Below are 20379 nucleotides of genomic sequence, written 5' to 3'. Positions count from 1 at the left end.
GGTCGGGGGTGTGAATCGCCCCTCACCGGGCCTCCGGGCGTGTCGGGCGCAAGCCCGGGCCGGAGCGGGCGTCAGGATCCGGCCGTTCCCGAGCCGCTGACCGGGTCGTGGCCCCTTCCGGGGCCGGACGGCGTTCCGGGCGGGGGAGGTTGGAGATGGGACGGGCGGCATTGGAGAATCGGGTCCGGCACCACGCGGTGGGTGCCCGGCACCACGCGGGGCGGTGCTCAAGACGGGGAGGTGGCAGCGGGTGGACCAGCTGACGGCGCACGATCCGAGGCGGATCGGGCCCTTCGAGGTGCTGGGGCGGCTCGGGGCGGGGGGAATGGGCCTGGTCTACCTGGCGCGGTCCGCGTCCGGCCGCCGAGTGGCGATCAAGACCGTCCGGGGGGAACTGGCCGAGGACGAGTTGTTCCGCATCCGCTTCGCCCGGGAGATCGCGGCCGCCAAGACGGTCGGCGGTTTCTACACCGCGGCCGTGGTCGACGCGGACGCGGACGCCCGGGTGCCCTGGCTGGCCACCGCGTACGTGCCGGCGCCGTCCCTGGAGGACCTGGTCAACGACTGCGGTCCGCTGCCGGTCGGGGCGGTGCGCTGGCTGGTCGCCGGCATCGCCGAGGCGCTGCAGTCCATCCACGCGGCCGGGCTGGTCCATCGCGACCTCAAGCCCTCGAACGTCCTGGTGGTCGAGGACGGCCCCCGGGTGATCGACTTCGGCATCGCCGCCGGGGTCTCCAGCACCCGGCTCACCATGACCAACGTCGCGGTCGGCACCCCGGCGTACATGTCGCCCGAGCAGGCCCGGGACAGCCGCGGTGTCACCGGCGCCAGCGACGTCTTCTCGCTCGGCTCGCTGCTGGTGTTCTGCGCCACCGGCCACCCGCCCTACCGGGGCGCCAACCCGGTGGAGACGGTGTTCCAGCTGCTGCGCGAGCAGCCCGACCTCTCCGGTCTGCCGGCCGAGCTGGTCGACCTGGTGCGGGCCTGCATGCGGCCCGCCCCCGAGCACCGGCCGACGCCGGAGCAGATCCAGGTCGAGCTGGCCCCGCACCTGTTCTCCCGGGACGACGCCTCGGGCGAGGCCGGGGACTGGCTGCCGCCCAACGCGCTGGCCCTGATCGAGCAGAAGCGCCGTGGCCGCCCGGCGCCCGCGGCGGCGCAGGCCCAGGTGGCGCAGCCGCCGGTCGTCCCGCCGCCGTCGGTGCCGCCGCCCCAGCAGCACCGGGCGGGCCACGGGCCGGTCCCGCACTCCGCCCCGCCGCCCCGGCCGGGCCAGGACGACCCGCGCACCCGCCAGGTGGCCGGGCACGCGCCGCCGTCCGTCGGCCCTGTGCACAGCGCGCCGCCCGCCCCGGACACCGAGGCCGCGACCGAGAAGATCTCCGCCCCCAGCCGCCACCGCCGGCCGGTCGGCGAGGAGGAGGCGGAGGTCCGGCTGCCCGGGGCCTCGGTCCGGATAGGGCCCGGCCCGCGCGCCGAACCGACCGGCCCGGGCGCGGCGCCCGCCGAGACGGACTGGGTCCGCCGGATCACCCCGCCCCCGGCCCGCGCCGCCCGCTGGCGCCCCTGGCGGTTCCGGATGTCCAACGACGTCTGGGGTACCCCGGTGGTCGCCGACGGCACCCTGTTCGTCTCCAGCTTCGAGGTGCACGCCCTGGACATCGCGTCCGGGCAGCGCCGCTACAAGACCCGGGACGTCGCCTGGGCCCTGGCCGTGGACGCCGGGCGGGTGCACGCGGCGGACGGCCCCCACCTCTACACGGTCGACGTCGCCGACGGCACCGAGCGCTGGCGGCACTCGCTGGACGGCTGGGTGTACGCGCTGGACGCGGCCGACGGCGTGCTCTGCTGCGGTGTCCGGGGCGGCGGCGTGCAGCTGCGCTCCGCGGTCACGGGGGCCGAGCTGTGGCGGGCCGACGACGCCCAGCAGGACTACGAGAACCCGCAGTCCGGGCCCGCCCTGGTGGCCGGTTCGGCCTACTACTACGGCGGCGGCCGGCTGCGCTGCGTGGACCCGCGCGGCTCCGGCCTGCGCTGGTCGGTGCCGGTCGGCGAGGACGTGCCGTCCCGCCCGGTCGAGCGGGCCGGGGTGCTCTACGTGACGGCCGGGACCAGGGTGTACGCGCTGGACGCGGCGAGCGGTGCCGAGCGCTGGCGGTTCGAGGCCCCGGTGGTGCTGTTCACCCCGCCGGCGCTGGACGCCGACGCGGTCTACGTGGCCGACTACCTGGGCACCGTCTACGCGCTGGACGCGGCCACCGGCCGGGACCGCTGGCGCGCGGCCACCGGCACCCGGCAGGGCGCCGAGCCGGTGGTGGTGGGCGACGGCATGGTGCTGGTCGGCAGCGGTGAGGTGCTGTACGCCTTCGAGGCGGCCGGCGGCCGGGAGTGCTGGCGCTACACCGCGCGGGGCGAGATCGTCGGCTCCCCGGCGGTCGCCGACGGGCTGGTCCACCTCGGCAGCCGGGACCACTCGCTGCACACCCTGGACCTGGCCGGCGGTCAGCTGCGCTGGGAGCTCGGCACCAAGGGCGAGCTGACCGGTTCACCGGTTGCGGTCGGCGGCAAGGTGTTCGTCGGCAGCAAGGACCGCTGCGTGTACGCGCTGGACGCCTTCTACGGCACCGCGGTGCCCTCGCACTGACCCGGGCGCGGCGGGGGCCGGAGCCCCCGCCGCGCCCGGTGCCGGGCCGGACTACTTGCGCGCCTCCGGGTGGCGGCCGCACCAGCCCTCCCAGGCCGAGGCGACCATGTCCTCGACGTCGTGCCGGGCGGTCCAGGACAGCTCGCGGTGGATCAGGTCGGCCGAGGCCACCACCCGGGCCGGGTCGCCGGCGCGGCGGGGGGTGATCTCCGGCGTGGTGTCGTAGCCGGTGACCTTGCCGATGACGTCCAGCATCTCGCGCACGCTGACGCCCTCGCCGCGGCCGATGTTGAGCACCAGGGAGGTCTCCCCGGCCGGGTCGGCGGCCAGTCGCTTCGCCGCCGCCACGTGCGCCGACGCGATGTCGGAGACGTGGATGAAGTCGCGGACGCAGGTGCCGTCCGGCGTCGGGTAGTCGGCGCCGAACACCAGCGGGGCCCGGCCGGCGGTGAGCCGCTCGAAGACCATCGGGATCAGGTTGAAGACGCCGGCGTCGGAGAGCTCCGGCGAGGCGGCGCCGGCCACGTTGAAGTAGCGCAGGGCGACGGTGGACATGCCGTGGGCCTTGCCGGCCGCGGCGACCAGCCACTCGCCGGCCAGCTTGGTCTCGCCGTAGGGGCTCATCGGCGCGCACGGGGTCGACTCGGTGACCAGGTCGACGTCCGGCATGCCGTAGACGGCGGCGGAGGAGGAGAACAGGAAGCGCTTGACGCCGCCCTCGGCCGCGGCCTCCAGCACGGTCTGGAGACCGATCATGTTCTCGCGGTAGTACAGGAAGGGCTGCTCGACCGACTCGCCGACCTGCTTCTTGGCGGCGAAGTGGAGGACGCCCTCCACCCGGTGGTCGCGGACGGCCGCGTCCAGCGCGGTCCGGTCCAGGGTCGACCCCTCGACCAGGACGACCTCCTTCGGCAGTCGGGCCCGGTCACCGGTGCTCAGGTCGTCCAGTACGGCCACGCGCTCGCCCGCGTCGAGGAGCTGCTGCACGACGTGCCCGCCGATGTATCCGGCACCGCCGGTGATCAACCAAGTCATGGGCGAATCCTAGGGCCCGTGGGTTTCGCGCCGGTGCCGCGGGTGAGTCGGAGCCGAGTATTCGGACATTTCGGTGAAATGCTGACAAAGACCACTGCGTCCTGTCCGAACGGCCCCGCGGCCGTGAGCCGAGGAATCCGGAGGCGTCACCGGTGAACCGCAAGAAGGAGCCCACCCGTCCGATTCCGGCCGGACCGCGCCCCACCGGGCCGAAGGCGTGCGACCGGGGTCCGCTCGCGCCCGCCGCGCCCGCGGCCGTCGTGCTGCTGGCCGCGCTCGCGCTGGCCGGGTGCAGCAGCGGCGGCTCGTCCTCGTCGTCGTCCTCGGCCTCCGGATCCTCCTCGGGGACGGCCGGGTCCGCGACCGCCTCCGGCGGCTCCGCCGCCCAGCCGGGCGGCGCCAACCAGCTCCAGTCGGACTACCAGAAGGTGATCAAGGACGTCCTGCCCTCGGTGGTCCAGATCACCACCGCGAGCGGCCTCGGCTCCGGGATCGTCTACGACGACAAGGGCGACATCGTCACCAACGCCCACGTGGTCGGCACCGCCACCACCTTCACGGTCACCCTGGCCGGCAGCACCAAGCCGCTGGACGCGACCCTGGTCGCGAGCTACCCGGACTCCGACCTCGCGGTGATCAAGCTGAGCAGCCCGCCCGGCGGGCTCAGGCCGGCCGCCTTCGGGGACTCCACCAAGGTCGAGCTGGGCCAGATCACCCTCGCCATGGGCAGCCCGCTCGGACTCTCCAGCAGCGTCACCCAGGGCATCGTCTCGGCCACCGGCCGGACCGTCTCCGAGCCGCGCACCGAGGGCTCGCCGGGCGCCGTGATCGGCAACATGGTGCAGACCTCGGCCGCCATCAACCCCGGCAACAGCGGCGGCGCGCTGGTCAACCTGGACAGCCAGGTGATCGGGATCAACACGCTCGCCGCCACCGAACCGGAGGCCAACGGCGCCGCCGCCCCCGGCATCGGCTTCGCCATCCCGGCGTCCACCGTGACCAGCATCGCCGATCAGCTGATCAAGGACGGCAAGGTCACCAACTCCGGCCGGGCCGCGCTCGGCATCACCGCCCGGACCTACTTCGACCAGAACTACCGCCCGGCCGGCGCCGTCGTGGTCGCCGTCGCGGACGGCGGTCCGGCCGCCTCGGCCGGCCTCCAGCCCGGGGACGTGATCACCAGGATCGGGGACACCCAGGTCGACTCGCTGAACTCGCTCACCACCGCCCTGGCCTCCCTCGCGCCGGGAAGCAAGGTCACCGTGACCTACAGCCGGGACGGCAGGAACACCACCACCGAGGTCACCCTCGGCACCCTGGCGACGCCCTAGGGTCCCCCCAGAGCCCCCGGACGGCGGGCGGCCCCGCACACCGCGCAAGGGTTCGCGGGGCGCCCGCCGTCCGGGTGGAGAGGACGGTCAGCGGCGGGCGGCGCGGGTGTGCCAGGGGAGCTCGACCGTCACCGAGGTCGGGCCGCCCTCCGGGCTCTCGACCAGGAACACCCCGTCCACCGCCCGGACCCGGTCGGCCAGCCCGGCCAGGCCGCTGCCCGGGTAGGGGGCCGCGCCGCCCCTGCCGTTGTCCTGGACCAGCAGCATCAGCTGGCCGCCGGCCCGCCAGACGTCCACGGTGGCGGAGCGGGCGCCGGAGTGCTTCGAGATGTTGGTCAGCAGCTCGCTGACGGTGAAGTAGGCGATGCCCTCCACCGCCGAGTCGGGCCGGGCGGTGCCGCCGTCCGGGGCCTTCAGGTCGACGTGCACCTTGACCCCCTCCGGCACGGTGCAGCGCGCGGCCACCGAGGAGAGCGCCGCGTCCAGGCCGCGGTCGGTCAGCACCGCCGGGTGGATGCCCCGGGCGAGGTCCCGCAGCTCCTGGAGGGCCAGCTTCACCTCGCCGTGGGCGTTGTCCACCATCTTCGCGGCGGCCGCCACGTCCTGCGGGGTCTCGGGCTCCCGCAGCCGCTCCTTGGCCATGCCGAGGTCCATCGCCAGCGCCACCAGCCGGGCCTGGGCGCCGTCGTGCAGGTCGCGCTCGATCCGGCGCAGGTCGGCGGCGGCGGTGTCGACGACGGTGCCGCGGTCGTCCTCCAGCTCCCGCACCCGCTCGGAGAGCGCGCCCGGGGTGAGCAGGACCTCGACCAGCATCCGGTCCACCGCCGACCCGGCGCGGACCACCCAGGGCAGGGCCGGCCAGCCGACCAGGACGAAGACCAGGGTCACGGCGAAGCTCAGCACCCCCCACGGGAGCATCAGCACGTGGTAGAGCGCCGAGCGCCAGGAGAGCCCGTCGGTCAGGTGGGCGATCGCGTAGCCGGTGACGCCCGGCCGGCGCGGCACCGGCTCCGGCTCGTGCACCCCGGAGCCGTACAGGGACCGGGCCCGGCCGCGGGCGAAGCCGCCCATCCTCCGGCAGCCGGCCAGGCCGGCGGCGAGCAGCGGCAGTCCGATCACGGTGACGGACAGGGCGAGGCCGATCGACAGGGTCACGACCGTGAAGACGAAGCCGGCGATCCCGAGCGGCAGGTTCAGCAGCAGCCGCCCGACCTGCCGCCACATCCGCGCGCCGTACGGCGGGGTGCGTCCGGCGGGCGCCTGCGCGCCGGCGTCCCCGGTGCGGCTGTCCTTGGGCTTCATCTGGTTCTACCGTCCCTCTCGGTCGAGCTGTGCCCCCAGCTTCGCCGGTCGGGGGCGGGCGGGGCCATGGGGGTGATACGTCTCCCCGGTCGGGGGTTATCCCCACCCCGGTCCGCAGGACGCCCGGGGACCGCCGGGTGACGACGGGACGACCGCCGTGTGCCGCCGGGTGTCCACCGGCCGTCCATCGGATGTCTTGCGGACCGGGCAGGATGCCGGGCACGGGGGCCGTGCACTTAGACTCACGCACTGGCGATGGTTGTGGGCGCGTAAAGGAACGTCGTAGAACCGCCCCGAGGGGCGGGTTCCGCGGCCGATGTGGAGGCGAGGCATGGTGGGGCAGCGGGCGGCTTCGGTCGCGGCCGACCCGGCGGCCGGCAGCGGCTACTTCGACGCGTACGCCGCGATGGGCCTGCTCGCCGTCGTCGGCGTGCTCTTCGTGACGGTGGCGTTCACCGCCAACCGTCTGCTCCGCCCGGTGGTGTACTCGCCGGAGAAGCTCCTCGCCTACGAGTGCGGCGTGGACCCGGTGGGGGAGGACTGGGCGCACACCCAGGTCCGCTACTACGTCTACGCCTTCCTGTACGTGATCTTCGCGGTCGACGCGATCTACCTGTTCCCGTGGGCGACCGTCTTCGCCTCCGCCGGGTACGGCGCCGGGACGCTGGTCGAGATGTTCGTCTTCATCGGTTTCCTCGCGGTCGGCCTGCTCTACGCCTGGAAGAAGGGCGTTCTCGAATGGACGTGACGCACACCCACTCGCACGGGCACGGCGCCGCCGGCGGTCCGGTTCCGCTGGGCGTGCCGGACCCGTCGAACCCCGGTGCCGCCGTGGAGCGGCGCGCCATCGGCCCGCTGGCCCGGCTGGCGCCGGACCCGGTCAAAGTGGTGCTCAACTGGGGGCGGCGCTACAGCCTCTGGTGCTTCAACTTCGGCCTCGCCTGCTGCGCGATCGAGTTCATCGCGGCGTCGATGGCCAAGCACGACTTCATCCGGATGGGTGTCATTCCGTTCGCGCCGGGCCCCCGACAGGCCGATCTGATGATCGTCTCGGGGACGGTGACCGACAAGATGGCGCCCGCCGTGAAGCGTCTCTACGAGCAGATGCCCGAGCCGAAGTACGTCATCTCCTTCGGCGCCTGCTCCAACTCCGGCGGCCCGTACTGGGACTCCTACTCCGTCACCAAGGGCGTCGACCAGATCATCCCGGTCGACGTCTACGTGCCCGGTTGCCCGCCGCGTCCCGAGGCACTGCTCCAGGGCATCCTCAAGCTCCAGGAGAAGATCGCCGCCGAGTCGCTGCCCGAGCGCTACGCCGCGCCCGCGGCGGCGCTGCGGCGTCCGCCGGTGCCCGGGCCCGAGGCCGGCACCGTCGAGGGAGGGGTCTCGTGACCACGGCCGAGCAGTACGCGGCGTCGGTCGGGGAGTGGGCGACCGGCGCCGAGGCATACGGGCTGATCACCGTCGACGTGCCCGCCGAGCACTGGATCGAGGCGCTCACGGCGGCCCGGGACACCCTCGGCCTGACCTTCTTCGACTGGCTCAGCGCCGTCGACGAGCTCGCCGAGGGCTTCTCGGTGGTCGCCCATCTCGCCGCCGTCGACGCCCCCGGCGTGCGCCACCTGGCCGTGCGCACCCGGGTGCCGCGCGCCGGGGCCGCGCTGCCGACCGCCGTCGCCGTGTACGCCGGGGCCGCCTGGCACGAGCGCGAGACGCACGAGATGTTCGGCATCGACTTCCCCGGGCACCCGCACCTGGTCACCCTGCTGCTGCCGGACGGCTTCGAGGGGCACCCGCTGCGCAAGGAGTTCGTGCTCGCGGCCCGGGTCGCCAAGGCGTGGCCGGGAGCCAAGGAGCCGGGCGAGTCCGAGGGCGACGGGCCGGCGCGGCGCAAGATGCAGCCGGCCGGGGTGCCGGACCCGAACGAGTGGGGGCCGCTCAAGGGCACCCTGCCGCCGGTCGCCGAGCGTCCCGCCCGGGGTGCCAGGGCGGCCGGCGCGGCCCGGACGCCGCGGGCCGCCGCGGGCGCGGCCGGGGCCGCCGGGGCGAGCGCGGCGGGTACCGGGAGCGCTGCCGGGGCCGAGGACGCCGCGGTGCGGGCGGACCGTCCGCGCCGGACCAGGTCGGTCTCCGACGGGTCGGCGAGCCAGGCGGCCGCCGCTCCGGCCGCGGGAGCCGCCGCCGGGAGCGTCCCCGCGGAAGGGCTCCCGGTCGAGGGTGCCGCCGTGGAGGGAGCTGCCGCGCCGCCGGTGCGGGCGGACCGGCCCCGGCGGACCAGGTCGGTCTCCGACGGCTCGGTGAGCCAGACGGAGGCCGGTGCGGCCGCCGACGCTCCGGAGGCCGGGCCCGCGCGGACCGCGCCGTCCCGGACCCGGTCCTCAGACGCGCCCTGGCACAACCCGGTGCCGGCCCACGACGGGCCCGCGGGCGAGTCGGCCGGCGGGTCGGCGGAGCCTCCGGGCGAGCGCGCCGAGCAGTCCCCGCCCGAGCCCACCGCGGCCACCGAGCCTTCGCCCGGGCCCGCCGGGCCCACCGAGCCCTCGGACCGGCCCGCCGCCGGGGAGCGGAAGACGAGCGAGCCACCGGCCGAGTCGGCCGGCCAGGACGGAGACGGCGCGTGAACCTGTTGGACACGGTGCTGCGCTGCGTCGCCACGCTGGTCGTCTTCCTCACCCTCCCCCTGGTCATCGGCCAGACCGAGCACAAGGTGATGGCGCACATGCAGGGCCGGCTCGGCCCGATGTACGCCGGCGGCTTCCACGGCTGGGCCCAGCTGATCGCGGACGGGGTGAAGTTCGCGCAGAAGGAGGACATCGTCCCGGCCGGGGCCGATCGCCGGATCTTCCAGCTGGCCCCCGCCGTCTCGCTGCTGCCGTACCTCTTCGTGCTGCTGGCGGTCCCGGTCGGCCCGGACGGCTTCGTCGGGCAGGCGATCGACGCCGGCCTGTTCTTCGTGCTGGCCGTCATGGGTGTCGGTGTGATCGGCAAGCTGATGGCGGGCTGGGCCTCGGCCAACAAGTTCTCGCTGCTCGGCGGTCTGCGCACGGCCGCGCAGCTGATGTCCTACGAGCTGCCGATGGTGCTCGCCGCGGCCTCGGTGGTGATGGCCGCCGGGACGCTCTCGCTGCCCGGGATCGTGGACGCCTGGGAGTGGTACTGGATCCCGTGGCAGGCGATCGGCGCCTTCGTGTTCTTCACGGCCGGTCTGGCCGAGCTCCAGCGCCCGCCGTTCGACATGCCGGTCGCCGACTCGGAGATCATCTTCGGCGCGTACACCGAGTACACCGGGCTGCGCTTCGCGCTGTTCCTGCTCTCCGAGTACGTGGGCATCCTGGTGGTCTGCGCGCTGACCGCGGTGCTGTTCCTCGGCGGCTGGCACGGCCCGCTGCCGGACCAGCTCGGCTGGCTGTGGACCCTGCTGAAGACCTTCGCGCTGGCTTTCGTGGTCATCTGGCTGCGGGTCACCTACCCCCGGCTGCGCGAGGACCAGCTGATGCGCTTCGCGTGGACGGTGCTGATCCCGCTCGCCCTCGTCCAGCTGGCCCTCACCGGCATCATCAAGGTGGCGATCTCATGAGTTTCCCCGGTGCGGGGCTGGCCAAGGGCCTGGCCGTCACCCTGCGGACGATGACGAGGAAGACCGTCACCGCGCAGTACCCCGACACGCAGCCCGCGCTCCCGCCCCGTTCGCGCGGGGTGATCGCGCTGTTGGAGGAGAACTGCACGGTCTGCATGCTCTGCGCCCGTGAGTGCCCGGACTGGTGCATCTACATCGACTCCCACAAGGAGACGCTGCCGGCCGCCGACCCGAACGCGCGCGCCCGCACCCGCAATGTGCTGGACCGGTTCGCCATCGACTTCTCGCTCTGCATGTACTGCGGGATCTGCATCGAGGTGTGCCCGTTCGACGCGCTGTTCTGGTCGCCCGAGTTCGAGTACGCGGAGACCGACATCCTGGAGCTGACCCACGAGCGGGACCGGCTCCGGGAGTGGATGTGGACGGTGCCGGTGCCGCCGGCGCTGGACCCGGCGGCCGAGGAGCCCAAGGAGATCGCCGCCGCGCGGAAGGCCGCCGACAAGCTCGTGGCCGCCGCGGCCGCGGCCATCGCCGACCCCGCCGACCCCGCCGAGGAGAAGGGTGACACCGCGTGAGCGCCGCCGCCCTGCTCGCCGCGACCGGGCCGCTGGACCCGGCCGCGCGCTCCTTCCTCTCCCCGACCGGGGTGGAGATCGTCTTCCTGCTGGTCGGCGTCGCCGTGCTCGGCTCGGCCGTGGTCGCCGTGACGACCAGGCAACTGGTGCACGCCGCGCTCTGGCTGGTCGCCGCGCTCGGCGGGCTGGCGGTGGAGTTCCTGCTGCTCACCGCCGAGTTCATCGCCTGGGTGCAGGTGCTGATCTACCTCGGCTCGGTGGTCGTGCTGGTGCTGTTCGGACTGATGCTCACCAAGGCGCCGATCGGGCGCTCGCCGGACGCCGACTCGAACAACCGCTGGGTCGCCCTGGTGGTCGCGCTGGCCTCGGCCGGGACCCTGGTGACGCTGGTCGTGGACGCCTTCCGGACGTCCTGGATCGACCTCGGCGCGGGCGGCGGCTCGGCCGCGGTGACCGGGGCCAGCCTGTTCCGCACCTGGGTGCTGCCCTTCGAGGCGCTCTCGGTGCTGCTGCTGGCCGCGCTGGTCGGCGCCATCGTGCTGTCGCGCGGCGCGGGGAAGCGGGTGCCGCCGCCCCGGGCCGGGCGGATCCGGGCCGGCCGGCCGGTGGGCTCCAACGGGACGGTCGCCCAACGCGCGGCCGCCGCGCCCGGGGCGAAGGCCCCCGCGTCCCCGGCCGGGGCCCCCGAGACCGCTCCGGCGGAGGAGAGCTGATGCACCTCGCCTACCCCGTCGTCCTCGCCGCGCTGCTGTTCAGCGTCGGCGTCTACGGCGTCCTCGCCCGGCGCAACGTGATCCTGGTGCTGATGTCCGTCGAGCTGATGCTCAACGCCGTCAACCTCAACCTGGTCGCCTTCGACGCCTGGCTGCGCGACTCGCTGCACGCCGGCCAGGCGCTGACCCTGTTCACCATCACGATCGCCGCCGCCGAGATCGGGCTCGGGCTCGCCATCGTCCTGCTGCTCTTCCGGGCCCGGGGCACGGCGGACATCGACCGGGCCACCGTGCTCGGCGACCCCGCCGAAGCCACCGCCGACGTCGAGGAGGCGCCGGCCGGGACCGGGGCGCCGAAGGGCCGGGCCGCCGCATGAACCTCGCTCTGCCCGCCCTCGTCCCCGCCCTGCCCGCGCTCGGCGCGGCCGCCACCCTGGCCGTCGGCCGCCGCTCCCCGGGCCTGGCCCGGCCGCTGGCGATCGTGCCGGTCGCGGTCTCGGCCGTGCTCGCCCTGGTGGTCGCGATCCAGCTCGGCACCGGCCAGGCGCTGGACGCCGCCACCCGGCTCACCCCGACCGGCGGCCCGGACATCTCGCTCGCGATCCACCTGGACGGCTACAGCTCGCTGATCTCGGTGCTGGTCGGCCTGGTCGCCACCTGCGTCCAGGTCTACTCGACCGCCTACCTCAAGGACGATCCGCGCTACCCCTCGTACGCGGCGCTGGTCTCGCTCTTCACGGCGGCGATGTTCCTGGTCGTGTACTCGGGCGACCTGATCGTGCTGCTGGTCGGCTGGGAGGTCATGGGCATCTGCTCGTACTTCCTCATCGGCCACCACTGGGAGACCGAGGACGCCCGCTCCGCCTCGCTGAAGGCGTTCCTGGTCACGAAGCTGGGCGACGTGCCGTTCCTGTTCGGCATCTTCCTGCTCGGCGCCGACGCCGGGAGCTTCCGGATCGAGGACGTGCTGCGGGCCGCCACCGACGGGCGGCTCGGCCACCCGACCCTGGTCGCACTGCTCCTGCTGGCCGGGGTGGCGGGCAAGAGCGCGCAGTTCCCGCTGCACACCTGGCTCCCGGACGCGATGGCCGGTCCGACGCCGGTCTCCGCGCTGATCCACGCCGCCACCATGGTCGCCGCCGGCATCTACCTGGTGGCCCGGCTGCTGCCGGTCTTCCTGCTGTCCGGGGCGGCGTTGGTGGTCCTGGCGGTGATGGCCGCCGTGACGATGATCGGCTCGGCGCTCTGCGCGCTGGCGCAGGACGACCTCAAGCGGGTGCTCGCCTACTCGACCGTCGGCCAGCTCGGCTACATGGCCGGGGCGCTGGCGAGCGGCGACCGCGAGGCTTCGGTGTTCCACCTGGTCAGCCACGGCGCGTTCAAGGCACTGCTGTTCCTCGCCGCCGGTGTGGTGATCCACGCCGCGCACACCAACTCGATCTCCGCGATGTCCAGGATCCCCGGGCTGCGCAAGCGCGTCCCGGACGCCTACTGGACCACGGCGATCGCCCTGGTCGCCCTGGTCGGCCTGCCGCCGTTCTCCGGCTTCTTCAGCAAGGAGGCGGTGCTGACCGCCGCCGAGCACGCCGCCAACGGCGACGCGCTGACCAACGGCCTCGGCCCGGCCTCGGCGGTACCGCAGGCGGCCGGCTGGATCGTGCTGATCTCGGCCGGGCTCACCGCGCTGCTCACGGCGGCGTACGCGACCAGGCTCTTCCTGGTGGCCTTCCACAGCCCGGCCGGCGCGGCGGTTCCCGTCGTGACCGGGGCCCCGGCGGCCGGCGGCCACGAGCCCGACGCACCGTACTCGCCCGAGCCGGACGAGGCCGACCCGGCCGTCGCCGAACCGCCCGCGATGCGCTGGCCGCTGTGGGTGCTGGCCGTCCCGACCATGGGCTTCGGCATCGCCGGCCTGCGCTCGGACTGGCTGCCCGCGCTGCTGGACGGCGGCCCGCTGAAGCCCTCGGCGGTCACCGCCGTCACCGGCACCGGCCTGGCCGTGGTCGGTGTGCTGCTGGCCTACGGCGCCTGGCGCTCGGCCACCGCCCGGGCCACCGAGGGCCTGCCCGGCCCGGCGGAGCCCGGCCGGGTGCCCGAGCAGTCCGGAGCCCCGGCCGCCGAGGTGATCGTCGCCGACCCCGGGCGCGCCCTGCTGGGCCCGCTGTTCGGCCCGGCCCGGCACGGCTTCGGCGTCGACCGGCTCTACAGCGCGCTGTTCGTCCGCCCGGTCGAGGCCGCCGCCCGGCTCGTCCGCTTCCTCGACCGCGAGGTCGTGGAGACGTACGTGCGCGGCGGCGGCGCCGGGGCCGACCTGCTCGGCCGGGTCGTCCGGCTCGCCCAGACCGGCAACGCGCAGACCTACCTCAGCGCGCTGCTCGCCGGCGTCGTCCTGCTCGCCGTCCTGGTGGCGGTGTAGCCGATGCCGTACCTCCCGTCCCCGCCCGTTGCCGCGGCTGCCGCTAGGAGTCCCCGATGAACGCGGTCCTCATCGCCCTCCTGGCGCTGCCGCTGCTCGGTGCCGCGCTCACCCTGGCCCCGGTGTTCGGCCCGGACCCGGCCGCCGCCGACCGGCGCGCGCTGCGCCTCGGCACGGTGGTGTCCGGTGCCGTCCTGGTGCTCACCGTCGCCCTGGCCGCCGGCTTCGACCACGACCGGCCCGCCCGGATGCAGGCCACCACCGACGTGGCCTGGATCCCGGCCGTCGGGGTGCGCTTCCACCTCGGTGTGGACGGCGTCTCGCTGCCGCTGCTGGTGCTGACCTCGCTGCTCACCTTCCTCTGCGCGCTGTACTCCGAGCGGCGGCTGCCGTCGGGGCCGGACGTGCCCTCCGCCCGGTCCTTCACCGGGCTGTTCCTCCTCCTCGAAGTGGGCATGCTGGCCACCTTCGCGGTGCTGGACCTGGTGCTCTTCTTCCTGGCCTTCGAGATCGTGCTGATCCCGATGTACTTCCTGATCGCCCGCTGGGGCAGCGGCGCGAAGGTGCCGGCCGCGAACCGGTTCATCCTGTACACGCTGCTCGGCTCGGCCGTGATGCTGCTCGGCTTCCTGCTGGTCGGCCTCAAGGCGGGCACCTTCGACATGCAGGCCCTCGCCGCCGCCCACGGCTCCGGCCTGAGCCACTCCACCCAGGTGATCGCCGCGCTGGCGATCATGATCGGGCTCGCGGTCAAGGCCCCCGCCTGGCCGCTGCACAGCTGGCTCCCGGACGCGCACACGGCCGCCCCGACGGTGGGCTCCGTCCTGCTCGCCGGCGTGATGCTGAAGATGGGCACCTACGGCCTGGTCCGCGTCCTCCTCCCGGTCGTCCCCGACGGCACCACGACGCTCGCCCCCTACCTGGGCGCGTTCGCCGCCGTCGGCATCGTCTACGGCTCGCTGGCCTGCCTCGCGCTCTCCCGGACCGGTGCCAAGGGCGACCTCAAGCGCCTGATCGCCTACTCCTCCGTCGGCCACATGGGCTTCGTCCTGCTGGGCATCGCCTCCCTCACCCCGGTGGGGGTCAACGGCGCGCTGTTCGCCAACATCGCGCACGGTCTGATCACCGGCCTGCTGTTCTTCGTGGTCGGGGCGCTCAAGGACCGCTACGGCACGGCGGACCTCGACACCCTGGCCGGCGCCACCGGCGCCGCACTCTACGGACGGGCGCCCAGGCTCGGCGCGCTGCTCGCCTTCGCCGCCGTCGCCAGCCTCGGCCTGCCCGGTCTGGCCGGCTTCTGGGGCGAGCTGCTCGCGATGTTCGGCGCGTTCGACCCGGCCGAGGGCCTCTCCCGCCCCGCCTTCGTCACCTACATGGTCCTGGCCGGTCTCGGCACCCTCCTCACCGCCGCCTATCTGCTGATCGTGGTCAGGCGCGTCTGCATGGGTGATCCGAAGCAGCCCGCGCCGGTGGCCGAGCTCGCCGACCTCCGGCCCTACGAGGCCGTCAGCTGGACGCCGCTGGCCGCCCTCACCCTGCTCGCCGGTCTCTGGCCCGCGCTCCTGCTCGGCCTCTCCGACCCCGCCGTCAAGCACCTGCTCGGCGGTGGCTGACCATGCTCGGCACCGCACTCGGATCTCACTCCACGGGGCAGACCACTGTGACCTCCCTCGCCGTCGCCAACCCGGGCAGCCTGATCCAGTCCGTGGACTGGGTGGCGATCGCGCCCCCGCTGATCGCCGCGCTGGCCGCCCTCGCCGTGCTGGTCACCGACCTCTTCCTGCCCGCGCGGCACAAGCGGTGGCTGGGCCGGCTCACCGCCGCCGCACTCGCCCTCGCCATCGTCTCGCTCCTCCCGCTCACCGGTGGATCACCCCGAGCCACCTTCTGTGCGCAGAACGTAACAGGGGCCACTGACAACGCGGGCTGCTCCTACGTCGCCGACCACTTCGCCCTGGTCTTCCAGCTGCTCGCGCTCGGCGGCGCGCTGATCGCCGCCCTGCTGTCCGCCCACACGGTGGAGCGCGAGGAGCTGCCCGGCGGCGAGTACTGGTTCCTGTTGCTCTCCAGTGCCACCGGCGCCGCGCTGCTGCCCGCCTCCCGCGACCTCGCCACCCTGGTGATCGCCCTGGAGGTGGCGTCGCTGCCCGCCTTCGCCCTGGTCGCGCTGCGCCGGGACGGCCGGGGCGCCGAGGCCGCGCTCAAGTTCTTCCTGTCCTCGGTCACCGCGACCGCCGTGATGCTGCTCGGCATCGGCTTCGTCTACGCGGCGAGCGGCAGCCTGCACCTGGGCGCCGTCGCCACCGGACTGGAGCACGCCCCCGCGCAGCTGAAGCCGCTGGCCGAGGCGGGCGCCGTGCTCACCCTGGCCGGCTTCGCCTTCAAGGTCGCCGCCGTGCCGTTCCACTTCTGGGTGCCGGACACCTACACCGGCGCCCCGCTGCCGGTGGCCGGCTACCTCTCGGTGGTCGGCAAGGCGGCCGGCCTGGCCGGACTCGCGCTGGTCACCACCATCGCCTTCCGCCCGTACGCCCACACCTGGGGCCTGGTGCTGGCGGTGCTGGCCGCCGTCACCATGACGGTCGGCAACGCGGGCGCGCTGCGCCAGCGCTTCGACACCCGGTACAGCGCGGTCCGGCTGCTCGCCTGGTCCTCGGTGGGTCAGGCCGGCTACCTGCTGGTGCCGCTGGCCGCGGCCGGCTACGCGCCCACCACGACCGACCCGCTGGGCGCCACCGCCGCGTACGCGCTGATCTACGGCGTGGTCAACCTGGGCGCCTTCGGCGTGGTGGCGGCGGTCGGCCGTCGCTCCGAGGCCGGTGTGGACGACTTCCGCGGGCTGTTCGCCCGGCGCCGCTGGACGGCGCTGGCGCTGGCGTTCTTCCTGCTCTGCCTGGCCGGGCTGCCGCCGGGCGTGATCGGGCTGTTCGGCAAGGTCGTGGTGTTCCGCGCCGCCGTCGACGCGGGGCTGGGCTGGCTCGCCGTGGTGATGGCCGTCAACGTGGTCGTCGCGCTGTACTACTACCTGCGCTGGACCGCCGTGCTGTTCGCCCCGGCCCCGGAGACGGCCCCGGCCGCCGCCCCGGTGACGGTTCCGGGCGCGGAGGGGGAGGGTGACCGCCCGGGCGCGGCCGCCGGGACGGGCCCCGAGCGCCGTCTGCCGGTGTCGCTGACCGCGACCCTCGGCCTCACCGCCTCCGTCGCGGTGGTGCTCTCGGCGGCCCCGCAGCTGGTGCTCCAGGTGGTCGGCGGTTCACTGTTCTGAACCCCGTCCGGCGGGCGCGCCGGGGCGGGGCCGGGTCCCCCGGTCGGGTGTCGTGCCGGTCACAAGGGAACAAGGCCCCGTCCCCCACCCGTTGACCGGGCAGGAGGGACGAGGCAGAAAGGGCTTCCCCACGCACCATTGGAGGGCCACCCGTGCATCGCCGGCACAACGGACTGAGGACCGCCGCCCTGCTCGGGGGCCTCTCGGCGCTGATCCTGGTGATCGGTTCCTTCTTCGGCCGTACGGGCTTCGTGATCGCCCTGCTGGTCGCCCTCGGCACCAACGCCTACGCCTACTGGAACAGCGACAAGCTCGCCCTGCGCGCCATGCGGGCCCGCCCGGTGAGCGAGATCGAGGCGCCGCGGCTGTACCGGATCGTCCGGGAGCTCTCCACCTCGGCCCGCCAGCCGATGCCCCGGCTCTACATCTCGCCCACCCCGGCCCCGAACGCCTTCGCCACCGGCCGCAACCCGCGCAACGCGGCGGTCTGCTGCACCGACGGCATCCTGCAGCTGCTCGACGAGCGCGAGTTGCGCGGTGTCCTCGGCCACGAGCTGAGCCACGTCCACAACCGGGACATCCTGATCTCCTCGGTGGCCGGGGCGCTCGCCTCGGTGGTGATGTTCCTGGTGAACTTCGCCTGGCTGATCCCGTTCGGCCGGGGTGACGACGACGACGGGCCGGGCCTGTTCGGGCTGCTCGCGATCATGATCCTCGGCCCGGTCGCGGCCTCGCTGATCCAGCTCGCGGTCAGCCGTTCCCGCGAGTACCAGGCCGACGCCGACGGGGCCCGGATCACCGGCGACCCGCTCGCCCTGGCGAGCGCGCTGCGCAAGCTGGACGCGGGCACCCGGCAGCTGCCGCTGCCGCCGGAGCCGCAGATCCAGACCGCCAGCCACATGATGATCGCCAGCCCGTTCCGGCCGGGCGAGGCCGGCACCAGGCTGTTCTCGACCCATCCGCCGATGGCCGAGCGGATCGCCCGGCTGGAGCGGATGGCCGGCCACCGGTAGCGGCCCGGCGCGGGCACCCGGCGGTCGTCAGCCCGTCATGACCGCGTCCAGCACTTCCCGGAGCCGGTGGACGCCCTCCACCACCTGGGCGGAGCTCTCGGCGGCGGCGTAGCTGAGCCGCAGGTGGGCGGCCTGCGGCTCGGCCGGGTGGTACGGGCGGCCGGGCGTCACCTGGACGCCGGCCCGCAGGGCGGCGGCGGTGAGCACGCCGTCGTCGACGCCCTCCGGGAGCCGCAGCCACAGGTGGTAGCCGCCGGGGCGGTAGTCGCCGAGCACGCCCGGCAGCTCACGGTGCAGGGCGGCGACGGCGGCGGTGCGGCGGTCGCGCAGCTCGGTGCCGAGCGCGCGCAGGTGCCGGGCCCAGCCGGGGTCGGCGACGAGTTCCAGCGTCGCCTCCTGGAGCGGCCGGGGCACGAAGAAGCTGTCCACCACCTGGGTGGCCCGCAGCCGGGCGAGGGCCGGGCCGCGCGCGGTGAGGGCGCCGACCCGCAGGTTGGGCGAGGCGGCCTTGGTGAGCGACCGCAGGTGCACCACCACCCCGTCACGGTCGTCGGCGGCGAGCGGCCGGGGCAGGGCGGGGGCGTCGGCGTGGACCAGGAGCCGGGAGAAGTCGTCCTCGACGACGAACGCCCCGGCCGCCCGGGCGATCCGGAGCACCTCGGCCCGGCGTTCCGGGGAGAGCACCGCGCCGGTCGGGTTCTGGAACAGCGGCTGGCAGACGAAGACCCGCGCCCGGGTGGCCTCGAACGCCTCCTCCAGCAGGTCGGTGCGGACGCCGTCGGCGTCGACCGGTACCGGGACGGGCCGCAGCCCGGCCGCCCGGACGACCGCGAGGATGCCCGGGTAGGTCGGCGACTCCACCAGGACCGGGGCGCCGGGCGCGGCGAGTGAGCGCATCGCCACGGTGAGGCCGCTCTGCCCGCCGGAGGTGAGCAGGACGTCCCCGGTGGCGATCGGCCCGTCGTGGCCGCCGATGTCGCGGGCGAACCAGCCGCGCAGCTCGGTGAGGCCGTCGGTGGGCGGGCGCTCCCAGGCGCCGGGGCGGCGCCCGGCCCGGGCCAGGGCGGCGGCGAGCAGCCGTTCGGGCAGCAGCGAGGCGTGCGGGTAGCCGCTGTTGAGGTCGATGACGTCGGGCGGCGGCACGCGCAGGGTGGCGAACACCGGGGCGGCCAGCAGGTCGCGCGGTCCGGTCTCGCTGCTGAGGGCGATCTCCTGCCAGGAGAGGTCCCCGGGCCGGGCGGTGCCGGACGGAGCCCGGCGGACGCCGGCCGGCGGGGCGGTCCTGAACGCCGCCGCGCGGAACACCCCGGCGCCGGGGCGGGAGACCACGAGTCCCTCGGCGGCGAGGACGGCGACGGCGCGGGAGACCGTGCCGGGGCTGACCTGGTGGCGTTCCATCAGGGCCCGGCTCGACGGCAGCTTCCGTCCCTCCGGGTAGCGCTCGACCTCCCGCCGCAGACTGTCGGCGAGTTCGGTCACACTGCTACGCTCACTCATGAGAGCACAAGATAGCGCTACCCTCGCTTCCGCGATAGCGGTCGGGCCCGCTACTACGCCCCCGGCCCCGGCCACCGGCCCGGCCCCGGCCGCCGCCGCACCCGGGGGCAGGGGATCCGCCGGTACCGCGCAGGCCGCCCTGGGCGTCCTCTGCTTCTCCTTCAGCTTCCCCGCCACCGCCTGGGCACTGACCGGCTTCGGTCCGTGGACGGCGACCGGCCTGCGCGGCCTGCTCGCCGGGGTGCTCGCCGCGCTCTGTCTGGCGGCGGCCCGCGTCCCGCTGCCCGAGCGCCGTCACTGGCCCGGCCTGCTGGTGGTCTCGGCGGGCTGCGTCCTCGGCTTCCCGCTGCTCACCACGCTGGCCCTGCGCACCTCCTCGACCGCGCACTCGGCGGTCGTCATCGGCGTGCTGCCGCTGGCCACCGCGGCCGTCGCCGCGCTCCGGGCCGGCCGCTCCGCCGCCCGGCCGTCCCGGCTGTTCTGGGGCGCGGCCCTGGCCGGGGCGGTGGCCGTGCTCGGTTTCACCCTGCTGCAGAGCCACGGCCGGCCGGGCCTCGCCGACCTCTGCCTGTTCGCGGCGCTGCTGGTCTGCGCGGCCGGGTACGCGGAGGGCGGGCGGATCTCCCGGGAGCTGCCCGGCTGGCAGGTGATCGCCTGGGCGGTGGTCGTGGCGTTGCCCGTCACCGCGCTGACCACGGCGCTGGCGCTGCCCGCCGAACCGGTGGAGCTCGGCGGGAAGGCGGTGGCCGGGCTGGCGTACACGGCGCTGGTGTCGCAGTTCGGCGGGTTCGTGGTCTGGTACCGGGGGATGGCGGCGATCGGCGTGCCCAGGGCCAGTCAGCTCCAGCTGGCGCAGCCGCTGCTGACGCTGGTCTGGTCGGTGCTGCTGCTCGGCGAGGTGCTGCCGGCGGCGGCGCCGGTGACGGCCGTGGTGGTGCTGCTCTGCATCGCGCTCACCCAGCGGGCACGGGTCTGACGCACAGTGGTGTCCGGCCCCGGTCCGGGTCCGGA

17 protein-coding genes are annotated in these 20379 nt (G+C 74.8%); 14 read left to right on the top strand and 3 right to left on the bottom strand.

What is annotated here, in order from left to right:
- Nucleotides 1–250 precede the first annotated feature (250 nt).
- Nucleotides 251–2644 carry a PQQ-binding-like beta-propeller repeat protein gene (locus tag ACIQ9P_RS16260; RefSeq protein ID WP_402355450.1) on the top strand — a complete coding sequence of 798 codons (2394 nt, stop codon included), beginning with the start codon at nucleotides 251–253 and terminating at the stop codon, nucleotides 2642–2644.
- Between the two features lie 51 nt (nucleotides 2645–2695).
- Here the strand turns inward: ACIQ9P_RS16260 and galE are convergent, their stop codons facing one another.
- Nucleotides 2696–3679: a UDP-glucose 4-epimerase GalE gene (galE, locus tag ACIQ9P_RS16255; protein WP_402355448.1), complete on the bottom strand. Its 984-nt coding sequence runs from the start codon at nucleotides 3677–3679 to the stop codon at nucleotides 2696–2698.
- A gap of 263 nt (nucleotides 3680–3942) precedes the next feature.
- On the opposite strand from galE, the gene ACIQ9P_RS16250 reads away from it, so the two are divergent.
- Nucleotides 3943–5010: a S1C family serine protease gene (locus ACIQ9P_RS16250; protein WP_402355849.1), complete on the top strand. Its 1068-nt coding sequence runs from the start codon at nucleotides 3943–3945 to the stop codon at nucleotides 5008–5010.
- A gap of 87 nt (nucleotides 5011–5097) precedes the next feature.
- Here the strand turns inward: ACIQ9P_RS16250 and ACIQ9P_RS16245 are convergent, their stop codons facing one another.
- Nucleotides 5098–6312, bottom strand: a complete 1215-nt coding sequence (locus tag ACIQ9P_RS16245; protein ID WP_402355446.1) for a sensor histidine kinase — start codon at nucleotides 6310–6312, stop codon at nucleotides 5098–5100.
- Nucleotides 6313–6643: 331 nt separating this feature from the next.
- Here ACIQ9P_RS16245 and ACIQ9P_RS16240 point away from each other — a divergent pair, with 331 nt between their 5' ends.
- The 11 genes from ACIQ9P_RS16240 (at nucleotide 6644) to htpX (ending at nucleotide 17871) form a co-directional block, all read left to right on the top strand.
- On the top strand, nucleotides 6644–7060 hold the full coding sequence (locus ACIQ9P_RS16240) for an NADH-quinone oxidoreductase subunit A (RefSeq protein ID WP_350561717.1): 417 nt from the start codon (nucleotides 6644–6646) through the stop codon (nucleotides 7058–7060).
- On the top strand, nucleotides 7051–7704 hold the full coding sequence (locus ACIQ9P_RS16235) for an NADH-quinone oxidoreductase subunit B (protein ID WP_402355444.1): 654 nt from the start codon (nucleotides 7051–7053) through the stop codon (nucleotides 7702–7704). Before ACIQ9P_RS16240 ends, ACIQ9P_RS16235 begins: the two co-directional genes overlap by 10 nt.
- Nucleotides 7701–8933 (top strand): NADH-quinone oxidoreductase subunit C, encoded by a 1233-nt coding sequence (locus ACIQ9P_RS16230; RefSeq protein ID WP_402355442.1) that lies wholly within the window; start codon nucleotides 7701–7703, stop codon nucleotides 8931–8933. Before ACIQ9P_RS16235 ends, ACIQ9P_RS16230 begins: the two co-directional genes overlap by 4 nt.
- On the top strand, nucleotides 8930–9889 hold the full coding sequence (nuoH, locus tag ACIQ9P_RS16225; RefSeq protein ID WP_402355440.1) for an NADH-quinone oxidoreductase subunit NuoH: 960 nt from the start codon (nucleotides 8930–8932) through the stop codon (nucleotides 9887–9889). Before ACIQ9P_RS16230 ends, nuoH begins: the two co-directional genes overlap by 4 nt.
- Entirely contained in the window at nucleotides 9886–10464 is a 579-nt protein-coding gene (locus ACIQ9P_RS16220) for a NuoI/complex I 23 kDa subunit family protein (RefSeq protein ID WP_402355438.1), read from the top strand. Before nuoH ends, ACIQ9P_RS16220 begins: the two co-directional genes overlap by 4 nt.
- The gene (locus tag ACIQ9P_RS16215) at nucleotides 10461–11177 is read left to right on the top strand and encodes an NADH-quinone oxidoreductase subunit J (RefSeq protein ID WP_402355436.1); all 717 of its coding nucleotides are present in this window, start codon (nucleotides 10461–10463) and stop codon (nucleotides 11175–11177) included. The genes ACIQ9P_RS16220 and ACIQ9P_RS16215 overlap by 4 nt, the downstream gene beginning before the upstream one ends.
- Entirely contained in the window at nucleotides 11177–11554 is a 378-nt protein-coding gene (gene nuoK, locus ACIQ9P_RS16210) for an NADH-quinone oxidoreductase subunit NuoK (protein WP_402355434.1), read from the top strand. The genes ACIQ9P_RS16215 and nuoK overlap by 1 nt, the downstream gene beginning before the upstream one ends.
- Nucleotides 11551–13593 (top strand): NADH-quinone oxidoreductase subunit L, encoded by a 2043-nt coding sequence (locus ACIQ9P_RS16205; protein WP_402355432.1) that lies wholly within the window; start codon nucleotides 11551–11553, stop codon nucleotides 13591–13593. The genes nuoK and ACIQ9P_RS16205 overlap by 4 nt, the downstream gene beginning before the upstream one ends.
- Before the next feature lie 56 nt (nucleotides 13594–13649).
- The gene (locus tag ACIQ9P_RS16200; RefSeq protein ID WP_402355430.1) at nucleotides 13650–15206 is read left to right on the top strand and encodes a NuoM family protein; all 1557 of its coding nucleotides are present in this window, start codon (nucleotides 13650–13652) and stop codon (nucleotides 15204–15206) included.
- A 47-nt stretch (nucleotides 15207–15253) separates the two neighbouring features.
- Nucleotides 15254–16858, top strand: a complete 1605-nt coding sequence (locus tag ACIQ9P_RS16195; RefSeq protein ID WP_402355428.1) for an NADH-quinone oxidoreductase subunit N — start codon at nucleotides 15254–15256, stop codon at nucleotides 16856–16858.
- 152 nt (nucleotides 16859–17010) lie between these two features.
- Nucleotides 17011–17871, top strand: a complete 861-nt coding sequence (gene htpX / locus ACIQ9P_RS16190; RefSeq protein ID WP_402355426.1) for a zinc metalloprotease HtpX — start codon at nucleotides 17011–17013, stop codon at nucleotides 17869–17871.
- A 27-nt stretch (nucleotides 17872–17898) separates the two neighbouring features.
- Here the strand turns inward: htpX and ACIQ9P_RS16185 are convergent, their stop codons facing one another.
- The gene (locus ACIQ9P_RS16185) at nucleotides 17899–19368 is read right to left on the bottom strand and encodes a PLP-dependent aminotransferase family protein (RefSeq protein ID WP_402355424.1); all 1470 of its coding nucleotides are present in this window, start codon (nucleotides 19366–19368) and stop codon (nucleotides 17899–17901) included.
- Between ACIQ9P_RS16185 and ACIQ9P_RS16180 the strand changes: the two genes are divergently transcribed.
- Complete coding sequence (locus tag ACIQ9P_RS16180; RefSeq protein WP_402355422.1) at nucleotides 19367–20344, top strand: DMT family transporter; 978 nt, start codon at nucleotides 19367–19369, stop codon at nucleotides 20342–20344. The genes ACIQ9P_RS16185 and ACIQ9P_RS16180 overlap by 2 nt on opposite strands.
- Nucleotides 20345–20379 lie beyond the last annotated feature (35 nt).

It is taken from the genome of Kitasatospora sp. NPDC094019 (assembly GCF_044764505.1).
Lineage (GTDB): Bacteria > Actinomycetota > Actinomycetes > Streptomycetales > Streptomycetaceae > Kitasatospora.
This window is presented reverse-complemented; position numbering and strand designations above follow the sequence as displayed.

Bases quoted from the DNA above. Each gene is read 5' to 3' on its own strand.
- galE (WP_402355448.1), bottom strand. From the start codon at position 3,679: ATGACTTGGTTGATCACCGGCGGTGCCGGATACATCGGCGGGCACGTC.
- ACIQ9P_RS16245 (WP_402355446.1), bottom strand. From the start codon at position 6,312: ATGAAGCCCAAGGACAGCCGCACCGGGGACGCCGGCGCGCAGGCGCCC.
- ACIQ9P_RS16240 (WP_350561717.1), top strand. From the start codon at position 6,644: ATGGTGGGGCAGCGGGCGGCTTCGGTCGCGGCCGACCCGGCGGCCGGC.
- ACIQ9P_RS16235 (WP_402355444.1), top strand. From the start codon at position 7,051: ATGGACGTGACGCACACCCACTCGCACGGGCACGGCGCCGCCGGCGGT.
- ACIQ9P_RS16220 (WP_402355438.1), top strand. From the start codon at position 9,886: ATGAGTTTCCCCGGTGCGGGGCTGGCCAAGGGCCTGGCCGTCACCCTG.
- nuoK (WP_402355434.1), top strand. From the start codon at position 11,177: ATGCACCTCGCCTACCCCGTCGTCCTCGCCGCGCTGCTGTTCAGCGTC.
- ACIQ9P_RS16205 (WP_402355432.1), top strand. From the start codon at position 11,551: ATGAACCTCGCTCTGCCCGCCCTCGTCCCCGCCCTGCCCGCGCTCGGC.
- ACIQ9P_RS16200 (WP_402355430.1), top strand. From the start codon at position 13,650: ATGAACGCGGTCCTCATCGCCCTCCTGGCGCTGCCGCTGCTCGGTGCC.
- ACIQ9P_RS16180 (WP_402355422.1), top strand. From the start codon at position 19,367: ATGAGAGCACAAGATAGCGCTACCCTCGCTTCCGCGATAGCGGTCGGG.
- ACIQ9P_RS16185 (WP_402355424.1), bottom strand. From the start codon at position 19,368: ATGAGTGAGCGTAGCAGTGTGACCGAACTCGCCGACAGTCTGCGGCGG.